Below are 10,788 nucleotides of genomic sequence, written 5' to 3'. Positions count from 1 at the left end.
CCATGATACTCAAGGCGTATAACGCAAGGGCGGTGGCGCTCTACTGCCATGGACGAACGTCCAACCGCGGCCAGCAGCGGATACTCGTGCTGAAGTTGTTGTGAGTCGTCTATAACCGTCACTTTAACAGCGGTGTGGGCAAACGCCTGGCGGCAGTATTCAGCAAAACGAGGCGGCGCCATGCGCTCTGGCTCTGTGCCTGCTAAGTCGCGGGCAACACGTTTACCAGCTTCTACTGCCATAGCCCAGTCTGCGTCCAGCTCACCAACTAAAATAACGCTTTTAGTCGGTTCAATAGCTTCTTCACCATGCGCTTCACGCGCTTCAAGAGGCTGATAAAGTGCCTGACAAAAGCCCAGATAAGCCGCTAAAAAGGCCTGCTTATAACGCTCGTCGTTAATATTTACGTTGTTCAGTGCGATAACAGGGTGGCGGGCACCGGCATCTTGCGCCATTTTTGCGGCGGCGTGTGCGGCATCAAATACCTGGCGAACGTCGTCAAAATCACGATTCAGAGGACCAGTAGGTGCAGCAACCAGGCGCTGGCCCGGGACTCCGTCAGCTTTTAGCAGCAACGGCTGTTTGCCAACTCGCTGGTCGGTGATTTTCGCCTGTTGAATAACTTCAGCCAGAGCTGAGTCGTCAACAGAGTCAAAGTTCCCAATTAAGATAAGTGCATCAGCACCATCTTTTGAGTATGCGTCAGCTAGTGAGCTAACAATTTGCAACTGAGCAAATGCCATAGAGTAAACCTCTTAATCAGTTTGTCGGTTAAGCGCGACGCCAGCGGGTGCCTTCTGCACCGTCTTCCAGGACAATACCCATGTTGGTTAATTCGTCACGGGCTTCATCTGCTGCAGCCCAGTCTTTATCTGCACGGGCCTGATTTCGCTTAGCAATCAACGCTTCAATTTTGGCGACATCATCGTCATCGCCCTGTAAAAATTCTTCAGGAGACTGCTGTAGCAGTCCCATAACTTCTGCAAGCTCAATCAAAACATGCGCTAACTGAGCCGCTGTGTCCGGAGCACTGTCACGGTTACGGTTAATCTCACGGGCAACTTCAAACAACACGCTCATGGCTTCCGGCGCGTTTAAGTCGTCGTCCATTGCCTGCTGAAAGCTCTGCCAGTATTGACTACGCAATGCTTCGTTGGCGGCTTGCGGTTTTATGTCACGCAATGCGGTGTATAAGCGCTCCAGAGCGGAATGCGCTTGATCCAGGTTTTCCTGAGTATAGTTCAGCTGCGAGCGATAGTGGCTCGAAAGCAGAAAATAACGAACCGTTTCAGCATCGTATTGTTCCAGTACGCTGCGAATGGTAAAAAAGTTGCCCAGTGATTTTGACATTTTTTCATTGTCGACTTGCACCATACCACTGTGCATCCAGTATTTTACGTACTTAGAGTGGTTAGCACAGCAGCTTTGAGCAATTTCATTTTCATGGTGAGGGAAGGCCAGATCTGAACCTCCGCCATGAATATCAAAGGTGGTTCCCAAGTGCTTTTTGTTCATTGCTGAACACTCAATGTGCCAGCCGGGTCGTCCTTCGCCCCAGGGAGATGACCAACTGGGCTCTCCGGCTTTTGCGGCTTTCCATAACACAAAGTCGAGCGGGTCTTGTTTTGCTGAGTCGACATCAACTCTCGCTCCGGCCTGCAACTGCTCCAGGTCCTGACGACTGAGTTTGCCATAGTCATTAAAAGTGGATACATCAAACAGAACGTCACCGTTGCCGGCCTCATAGGCGTTGCCGTTTTCGATGAGGCTTTCAATCATCTGGATAATTTCATCCATATGGCTGGTAACGCGTGGCTCAATATCTGGGCGAACTAAATTCAGTGCGTCAAAATCCTTGTGCATCTCACCAATGAAGCGCTCGGTGACCTGATGAAAGTCTTCGCCTTTTTCAGCCGCACGTTTAATGATTTTATCGTCGAGATCAGTAATGTTGCGTACGTACTTAACATCGTAACCAAGCTTACGCAGATAGCGCACGACAATATCAAAAGCGACATAAGTTCTGGCATGGCCTATATGGCAGTAGTCGTAAGTGGTAACACCACACACATAAATACCCACGTGACCGGGTTTGATTGGCTCAAATGACTGCTTCTTGCGGGTCAGGGTATTAAAGACGGTTAATGCCATAATGTTATCTCTTACTTATCTATCGGTTAGCGATGAAAACAAAGGGCTTATGATACCACCGATGGCGAGGCTCTGGTACACTATCAGCTGGTTTAGTCAATGAAACAGGTACATTCAATGCAAGTCGTTTTACATACCAATCATGGTGATATCACTTTAGAAATGCACAACGAAACAGCGCCTAAGACTGTAGAAAACTTTTTACAGTATGCCCGCGACGGTTTTTATGACGGTACAATCTTTCACCGCATTATTAATAACTTCATGGTACAGGGCGGTGGTTTCGAACCTGGCATGAAGCAAAAAGAAACACGCGATAACATCGAAAACGAGGCTCCGACGGCAAAACCGAATGTGGTTGGTTCGGTGCCTATGGCGCGCACGCCTGATCCTCATTCAGCATCGTCTCAGTTTTTCATTAATGTGAACGACAATGCCTTTTTGAACTTTCAAAATGAAACACCTAATGGTTATGGCTATTGTGTCTTCGCTGAAGTTGTTGATGGTATGGAAGTAGTGAACGCCATAAAAGAAGTGAAAACCGGCTCAGCGGGCTTTCACCAGGACGTACCGGTTGAAGACGTGGTTATCGAGAAAGTCTCAGTTAACGATTAACCGATATGACCACTGGCTTTATCGCAGATTTACATTTAAGCCCGGGGCGGCCAGATATTCTGGCTGCCTTTGGTGACTTTTGTCAGCAACACCAGCACCTCGATGCGCTCTATATTCTTGGTGACTTATTCGATGCCTGGCTGGGTGACGACGATACCAGTGAATTTGCAGCAAAAGTGAAAAAACAACTGAAACAAATGACGGACAAGGGTGTGCGGCTTTACTTTATGGCCGGAAACCGTGACTTCATGGTGGGTGAACGCTTTGCCGGCGAGGTTGGCTTAACCATTCTCCCCGATGAAACGGTTATCGATTTGTACGGTGAACGAGTGTTGCTTATGCATGGCGATACACTCTGCACCTTAGATACCGGCTATTTGCGTTATCGCTCAGTTATTCAGAACCCTTTAGTTAAGAGTGTTATGCGCAACTTACCTTTGTCATGGCGTATGCGTATTGCGAACCGGTTACGGAAAAAATCCAGCAGCCAAAAGCCCGAACTAACTCCCGCACAGCTTTATAAAATGGATGCTCAGCACCCGGAAGTACTTCGTGTGATGGAGAAACACAGTGTTAATCAGTTAATTCATGGGCACACCCACCGCCCTGCGGTTCATTGTTTTACGCTTAGTGACGGCACTTGGGCAAAACGTATTGTATTGGGAGACTGGTATCAGCAAGCCAGTGTTTACCTTGTTTCTAAGTAACGTCTGCGCTTTTTTTCTTTTAACTGAGTAATATCAACCAGAACCAGTCCATCAATTGAATGGTTGAAATCCGGATCGACACCAAACTCCAGAAACTGAACTCCGCCTGGCTCGCACAGTTTCGAATACTGTTTATAAAGCGTTGGAATTGAACACCCCATATTGGCTAAGTAGCTTTTCAGCAGAACAAATTCGTTTGTGTAATTCGTACCGGTAAAGTCAGGAGCAGTGGAGTCAGTGTTTAAACGATAAGGAATGTTGGCTGTAGCCATGTCGGTCTGAGCCGGGAAGTAAGTGCTGTAAAACTTGACCAGAGCAGCCTGGGCCTCCGGAGGCAGCGCATTACTGATACTGACCGAACCAAACAGATAACGGTACCTAGAGTGTTTACGTAACAATGCACCGATACCGACCCAAAGATAGTCCAGGCTGCGTTTACCCCAGTATTGCGGTTGTACAAATGAACGACCCAATTCAAGGCTTTGGGGGAGGAGTTTTTTCATTGTTGTCGTAAATTCATAAAAGCCCTGGCTGTAGAGCCCGGAATGTCCACGGGTTTCAATAATTTTTCTACTGTCACCTAAACGGTACGAGCCGGCAATTTCAAGATCATCCGGATCCCACAGAATTAAATGCATGTACCAGGTATCGTACTCATCAAGATCGCGCTTGCGCCAGGAGCCTTCACCAACTGTGCGAAAAGCAACTTCCCGTAGACGCCCTATTTCTCGCAAAATAGGTGAACTGCCGTTAAACTCATACAAATAAATCTTTTTACCGCAAGGTGTCTGCCCTAATTGCTCACAGGCTTCTATTGCCGCTTTGAGAGGCTGGCGAGGTTCCGGACGGGCAATGGCTGTTTGAGTAGGAAATATTGCTTTTTTGGACGTTCCTAAACGGTATAGATGCTTTTTAAACAGTTTAACCTGTTGGTTAATGCTGAGCCCCTGTTGAATAAAAGCTTCAGCCGGTATTTTTTGGCCAATGTGACATTTCACTTGTTTTTGCTGTTGGCGGAACATTTCTTTAACCAACAGCATTGTGGCTAACGGCTTATAAACCATCGAGGCGGTATAGAACCATGCTGAGTTGTGAGCATCGAGCCTTATCGGCAATATATCGCTCTGAGTTGCTTTGGCTATTTTTAAAAAGCCGTTTTGCCAGTGTGTGTCACGCACACCATTAGGGCGTAATCGCGAAACCTCACCTGCGGGAAAAAGAATAACGCAGCCTTCGTTATGGAGGTGGCTGTGTATGTTTCGAATGTCTTTACGGTTAGGCTTTCCTGCAAAAACGTTTATCGGTAATAACAGCGAATTAAGAGGCTCGAGTGCAGAAAGCCATTCGTTGGCGACTATTTTCACATCGCTACGTACTTCACTGACTAACTTCAGCAAGGCCAATCCATCGAGAGAGCCAATGGGGTGGTTAGCAATAATGACTAAACGTCCATTAACAGGAATGTTGTCAATTGCCTGTGATGAATAAGCGTAAGTGAAATTAAAATAATCCAGAGCATGTTCAACAAAGTCGATGCCTTCCAGCGCAGGAGAACTTTTTCCAAACTCTTGAATGTCCTCTTCGTGTAACAGGTTTCTCAAAAACCAGGCAGTTGGCCTTTCCAGCCAGGGTTTACCTTTAATATTGGGAAGCTTGTCGCTAACAACTTTATCAACAGATAACATAAGTGCTCCGGCTGTGCAGTTATCGATATCAAAAGTTTAAGCAGCATTAATGACAGTTTAATGACGTTAAGACACTAAAAAGGGGCCTTGCGGCCCCTGAGTCTTTAACTAAGGTTTCTCTATAAGCTTAGTCGTTAAATTGCTTACCGAAAAACGACTCTTCCAGCCACTGTGGACGTTGATCAGCGTTCGCAATCTCTTTACCAATAGCAAAGTTAATGTTGGTAAAACGCGCTCCTGCTTCGTAGTTTATATCCAGGTTCAGTCCGTCGCTCGGCTTGTGATAATGCTCGGCGAAAAACTTACCCCAGACCTCACCACCGTCTTCACCTTCAGTACGAGAATTAAAGCCCGTCATCAGGAATACGGCCGGGATGCCTTTTTTAACCAGAGTGTAGTGATCTGAACGGGTAAAAATAGCCTGTTCCGGCATTGGATCCGGGCTTTGTTCAGTATCAAACTGCTTTGCAGCCTTGCTGACCGTTTCACCCAAAGTGGAATGTGAAGCGCCAAAAGCAATGATATCGGCAAAATCATAAAGCAGTACCGGCATATCCAGGTTAACGTTAGCGACAATACTGTTTAACGGAACAGTCGGGTTATTGGCGAAGTAGTCGGCACCCAATAATCCTTTTTCTTCTGCCGTAACAGATAAGAACATAATTGAGCGATCAAATTCCTGCCCTGACTCAACGAATAAACGAGCGGTTTCTAACATAACTGAAACGCCGCTGGCATTATCCATCGCACCATTGTTGATGTTGTCCTCGCGGCTCATATCTTTGATAACACCAATATGATCGGAGTGTGCTGTGTAGACAACGTACTCATCTTTCAGTGTGTCATGAGAGCCGGGTAATACGGCAGCAACGTTAGGGCTGGTAATTTCTTCGTGGCGAGACTCGCGTGCCAGAGTCACTGTACCTTCTAACTCAAACCCTTTTGGAGAAAAGTCGGGGTCCTCTTCGATTTGCTCAAAAATTTTACTCAGTTCAGTTGGTGCATTAGCAAATAACTGCGCTGCAGGTTCATCGTCAAGGTAGGCGGAGCCCATCAGTTGTTGCTCTTCACCTTTTGGGAGACCGTTTGGACCAAGCCAGGTCATACGAGGTGTTTTTGTGTAATAAACACTGGTTTCATACTTACGCGTTTTTTCTCTTACAGGCGTATGCAGGGTAATGATTCCAACAGCACCTTTATCACGAGCAATATCGGTTTTTATGTTAGCTAAGTGAGCGCCTTCTTCGCTTGGCAGAAAACCGGGGCGACCAGTCAGCATAACCACAATTTTACCGTCAACGTTAAGGCCGTCGTAGTCGTTTAAACCAAATTCAGGCGCTTCCATGCCATATCCAACGAAGACCAGAGGTGCTGAGATCTCATCTTTTTCGCTGTAATGGCTGGGGCCGGTAATAAACTGTTTCGGAAATTCAAATTCAACCACTTCACCATTGCTTTCAAAGCTCATGCTGGCGCTGTTTTCTTTTAGGGTACTTTTGCGAAACGGAATACGCTGGTAGAAGCTGCCATCATCTCCAGCAGGTTCCAGACCGAGTTTTTTAAACTCAGAAACAATGTAGTTCGACGCAATTTCGTGCCCTTCGCTGCCAGTTTGACGGCCTTTTAAGTCATCATCGGCAAGAAATTCTAAATGAGCACGTAGATTTGTTTCGTCGGCACTAACATCAATAGTTTGTGACTTTGTCTCCGGCGCACCGCACGCTGCAACAAGCAAGCTAAGCGCTGCGGGTAAGAGATTATGGGATGGCTTCATGTTGTATCCTTTGGTTTTATTTTTATCATAATAGCTGAGCTAGTGTACCGCAGCAGCTAAAAGACGACCAGAGTAGATAGTTGAAAGAGTGTTGCAAAACGTATCAAGGTTTTGTAATGTTATATTATTACATTAACAGCGCAGCTTTACTGGAGTAGTTTATGAAATTGAATGCGTTGACCTTGGCTCTGTTAGCAACCAGTACTGTTGCTCAAGCGCAGCAGGAAGAAGAACATGAGCACCTTAATGAGTACGAGGTGATCGTTATTAATGCAAGTCCGTTGGATAAAACGGCGCTTGAATCAGCGCAGCCGGTTAACATTATTTCGGGTGATGCGCTGAAACAGCTGCACGCGCACAGTTTGGGTGAAACACTGGCATTAGAGCCCGGCATTAATAACACGCATTTTGCCAATGTCGCAGGCAGCCCTATTATTCGTGGCCTGGGTGGCCCGCGGGTGAAAATCACTCAAAACGGACTGGATACCGGAGATGTGTCGCGGGGGAGTCCTGACCATGCCGTCACAACGGAAACCAGTACGGCTAAACAAATTGAGGTGTTAAGAGGACCAGCAACACTATTGTACGGTAGTGGTGCAATTGGTGGTGTGATTAACGTTGTTGATAACCGCATCCCTTCAGAACCTGTTTATGGCTTACAAGGCAATGCGAATGTTTCGCTGTCCAATAATAATGACAATAAAGAAGGTTCTTACGATTTACAAATAGGCAACGGGAAATGGGCACTTTATACCGATGCCTTTATTCGCCGTGCAGATGATTATGAAACACCTTCTTTTATGAATGATGAAGGCGAAGTCGTTGACCACGTTGAAAACACTTTTGTCGATGCCGAAGGCGGAACCGTTGGCGGCAGTTATCAATTTGATGACGGGTTCTTCGGCGTATCCTATCAGGGGCTCTATCAGGAATATGGCATTCCCGGCCACGCTCATGGTGAAGAAGAACATGAGGATGAGCATGGCGAAGAAGAAAACCACGTTGAGGAGTCTGGCCCGTACGCTCATCTGGAACAAGAACGTATTCAGTTAGCGGGCCAATGGCGCAATCCATTCAGTGGTTTTAATCGATTAGATTTTCGTGGCGCTTTGACGGATTATCAACATCAGGAAATTGAGGAAAACTTTGTATCCACTCAATTTGAAAACAAGCAAAAAGAAATACGACTGATTGGTCAGCATAAAGAAATCGCTGGCTGGGAAGGTGCTGTAGGTTGGCAGTGGGACATAAGCGATAAAGCGGCTTTTGGCGAAGAAGCTTTCACACCTAACACCTCTCGCCGCACTCAGGGGTTGTTCTGGGTGGTAGAACAGGAGTTTGGGGCGCACCATGTTGATCTAGGTGTTCGCCACGAGCGCACTTCGCTTTCAAGCGATGAGCAGAAGCTTGATACTTTTGATGCGACCTCTGCTTCTGCCGGTTATCTGTATCACTTCAGCGACCACACATCGGTTTCATTTAATTTAAGCCATGCAGAAAGAGCTCCGGCTGCAAATGAAGTGTTTGCCAATGGTAATCACTTTGCAACTCGTACCTATGAGCTGGGACTTGCTTATGAGTTGCATGAGGAAGAGGGGGGCGAGTATCACATTGAAGCAAGTGATACAGCGGTTAGCACCGAGACATCAAATAATATCGATGTTGGTTTCCATTACGAGAATGATAGCTTTCACGCCAACGCTAATGTGTTCTATAACCGTGTTGATGACTTTATTTATGATGATTTTACTGGCTTGAACAGTGAACAAATCCATGGTGATGAAGGTCATGATGAACATGAAGGCGAACATGAACATGAAGAAGCATTGCAAGTTGTTCAGTTCAGTCAGGTAGATGCAGAGCTTTACGGTTATGAGCTGGAGCTGGACTGGCAATTGAATGATCAATGGTCTGTGCACGGTTTTAGTGATTATACTCGTGCAAAACAGCGTGCCGGTGACAATTTGCCGAGGATCCCTGCACAGCGAGTCGGTACCGAGTTGCGCTACCAGGCTGTTAGTTGGGATGGCTCACTTGGTTACACTCGTTATTTAGAGCAGGACAAAACAGCACTGAATGAAACTACAACCGATGCCTATGGTTTACTCAACGCGCGCGTTAACCTGTACCCAGACTGGCTGGCAAATTATGGTGCGACCCTGTATTTAAAAGGGGAGAATTTGACCAACCAGTTAGGCTTTGTTCATAGCTCCTTCTTGAAAGAAGATGCACCGGTAACCGGCCGCCGTTTCCAGGCAGGCGTTTCTATTAGTTTTTAAGTGTTTTAGAAGACGCTGTCGCCTGAGTTCGGCGATAGCGTTTTCGCGTCAGTTCACCGCAGCTTCCCCATTTTTATTCCGAATTTTGTTAGTATGAATAACAATAGACTAACAACCGGATTGATAACCATGCCTTTTATACTTAATCGCCGGGCTCAGGCGATTGCTGTTGTCGTTTTTAGTATTTTCAGCCTGTCAGTTTCAGCTAAAGACTTAACTATTGAACGTATTTTTAGTGGTTCGCCTTTAGCTGGCGAAACGCCCCGAGCACTTAAGTTTGCGCCGGGAGGAAAATACCTTTCTTACTTAAAAGGCAGTGAGGAGAACCCTCAGCGTTACGATCTTTGGTTGTACGACATTGAAGCTGAAAAACATCAGCTGTTAGTTTCAGCTGACCAGCTGGCAACAGATGAAGTTGAATTGTCTGATGAAGAAAAAGCAAGGCGTGAACGTCAGCGTGTTAGTGGCAGCGGCATCATTGAGTACAGTTGGTCAGCTGAAGGCGATGCCTTGTTGTTCCCTTATAACGGCGATGTCTTTTATCACCAGCCGGGTAAATCGAAACCCCGACAAATGACAAAAACTGAGGCTTTTGAAACGGATGTAAAATTCTCTCCAGAGGGGAATTACATTTCTTATATTCGTGAACAGAACCTGTATTTTGTGGATATAGCCAGTGGTGAGGAGCAGGCTGTTACAACCGAAGGCGGCGGTACTATCAAGTTTGGTATGGCTGAGTTTGTTGCTCAGGAAGAAATGAAGCGAATGACAGGGTACTGGTGGTCGCCCGACGAGTCGGCCATTGCACTGACTAAAGTTGACGAAAGTCCGGTACCCTTGGCAACTCGAAGTGAGATTTACGCCGACAGAATTGAAACGATACAGCAACGTTACCCTTTTGCCGGAAGCGATAACGTCGATATTGATTTAGGTATTTATCGAATTAAAGACAGAAAAACCGATTGGTTAGAGTTGGATAGGCTGGGAGATGGCTATTTAGCCAGAGTGAAATGGGTTGGTGATAGTCAGCACTTAAGCTATCAGTGGCAAAGTCGTAATCAGCAAGAGCTGAATTTGCTCATTTATAATCGTCGGGAGAAAAATGAGAGAGAACTTCTGACAGAAACGTCGGATAGTTGGGTGAATCTTCATAACGACTTACACTTCTTAGAAGACAATAAGCACTTTATTTGGGCTTCAGAGCGCAGCGGTCACAAGCACCTTTATCTCTATCGCCTGGATGGCTCGCTAATTCGTCAGTTAAGTTCCGGCGATTGGCAGGTTGACGAATTGGAAGCCGTTGATGAAAGTACAGGAGCACTTTATTATACTGCCCGCAAAGAATCTCCGCTTGAATCTCATTTGTACCGCTCGCAGTTAAATTCGAGCTCAGCAGCAAATCCGACACGTATTACTGAGCGTGAAGGAATGCATGATATTGAATTTTCCTCAGACGCTCGCTCTTACCTGGATACGTATTCATCGCCTCAGCAGCCTAAGCAGGTGAGTTTACACGGTCCAACCGGGAATCATCTGGCATGGCTGTCCGAGAATAAGATTACAGAAGACCATCCACT

General features: G+C 46.4%; 7 protein-coding genes and 1 pseudogene. 4 read left to right on the top strand and 4 right to left on the bottom strand.

Annotated elements, in window-relative coordinates; all coding sequences use genetic code 11:
- Positions 1-743: pseudogene (locus B3180_RS09135) on the bottom strand (leucyl aminopeptidase family protein); the annotation flags it as partial.
- Positions 744-771: 28 nt separating this feature from the next.
- Complete coding sequence (gene cysS / locus B3180_RS09130; RefSeq protein WP_278358342.1) at positions 772-2,151, bottom strand: cysteine--tRNA ligase; 1,380 nt, start codon at positions 2,149-2,151, stop codon at positions 772-774.
- A 117-nt stretch (positions 2,152-2,268) separates the two neighbouring features.
- On the opposite strand from cysS, the gene B3180_RS09125 reads away from it, so the two are divergent.
- Entirely contained in the window at positions 2,269-2,766 is a 498-nt protein-coding gene (locus B3180_RS09125; protein WP_286844159.1) for a peptidylprolyl isomerase, read from the top strand.
- Between the two features lie 5 nt (positions 2,767-2,771).
- Entirely contained in the window at positions 2,772-3,473 is a 702-nt protein-coding gene (locus B3180_RS09120) for a UDP-2,3-diacylglucosamine diphosphatase (RefSeq protein ID WP_054486942.1), read from the top strand.
- Here the strand turns inward: B3180_RS09120 and B3180_RS09115 are convergent.
- Both B3180_RS09115 and B3180_RS09110 read right to left on the bottom strand, forming a co-directional pair.
- A complete protein-coding gene (locus tag B3180_RS09115; protein ID WP_278358344.1) occupies positions 3,455-5,158 on the bottom strand; it encodes a GNAT family N-acyltransferase in 1,704 nt (567 codons plus the stop codon). The genes B3180_RS09120 and B3180_RS09115 overlap by 19 nt on opposite strands.
- 127 nt (positions 5,159-5,285) lie before the next feature.
- Positions 5,286-6,932: a M28 family metallopeptidase gene (locus B3180_RS09110; protein WP_286844156.1), complete on the bottom strand. Its 1,647-nt coding sequence runs from the start codon at positions 6,930-6,932 to the stop codon at positions 5,286-5,288.
- Positions 6,933-7,093: 161 nt separating this feature from the next.
- On the opposite strand from B3180_RS09110, the gene B3180_RS09105 reads away from it, so the two are divergent.
- The gene (locus B3180_RS09105) at positions 7,094-9,211 is read left to right on the top strand and encodes a TonB-dependent receptor domain-containing protein (protein ID WP_278358345.1); all 2,118 of its coding nucleotides are present in this window, start codon (positions 7,094-7,096) and stop codon (positions 9,209-9,211) included.
- A 129-nt stretch (positions 9,212-9,340) separates the two neighbouring features.
- Positions 9,341-10,788 (top strand): DPP IV N-terminal domain-containing protein (locus tag B3180_RS09100; RefSeq protein ID WP_286844154.1); only part of this gene is annotated, 1,448 nt, incomplete at its 3' end.

It is taken from the genome of Idiomarina sp. UBA4206, assembly GCF_002383015.1.
Taxonomy (GTDB): Bacteria; Pseudomonadota; Gammaproteobacteria; order Enterobacterales; family Alteromonadaceae; genus Idiomarina; species Idiomarina abyssalis.
This window is presented reverse-complemented; position numbering and strand designations above follow the sequence as displayed.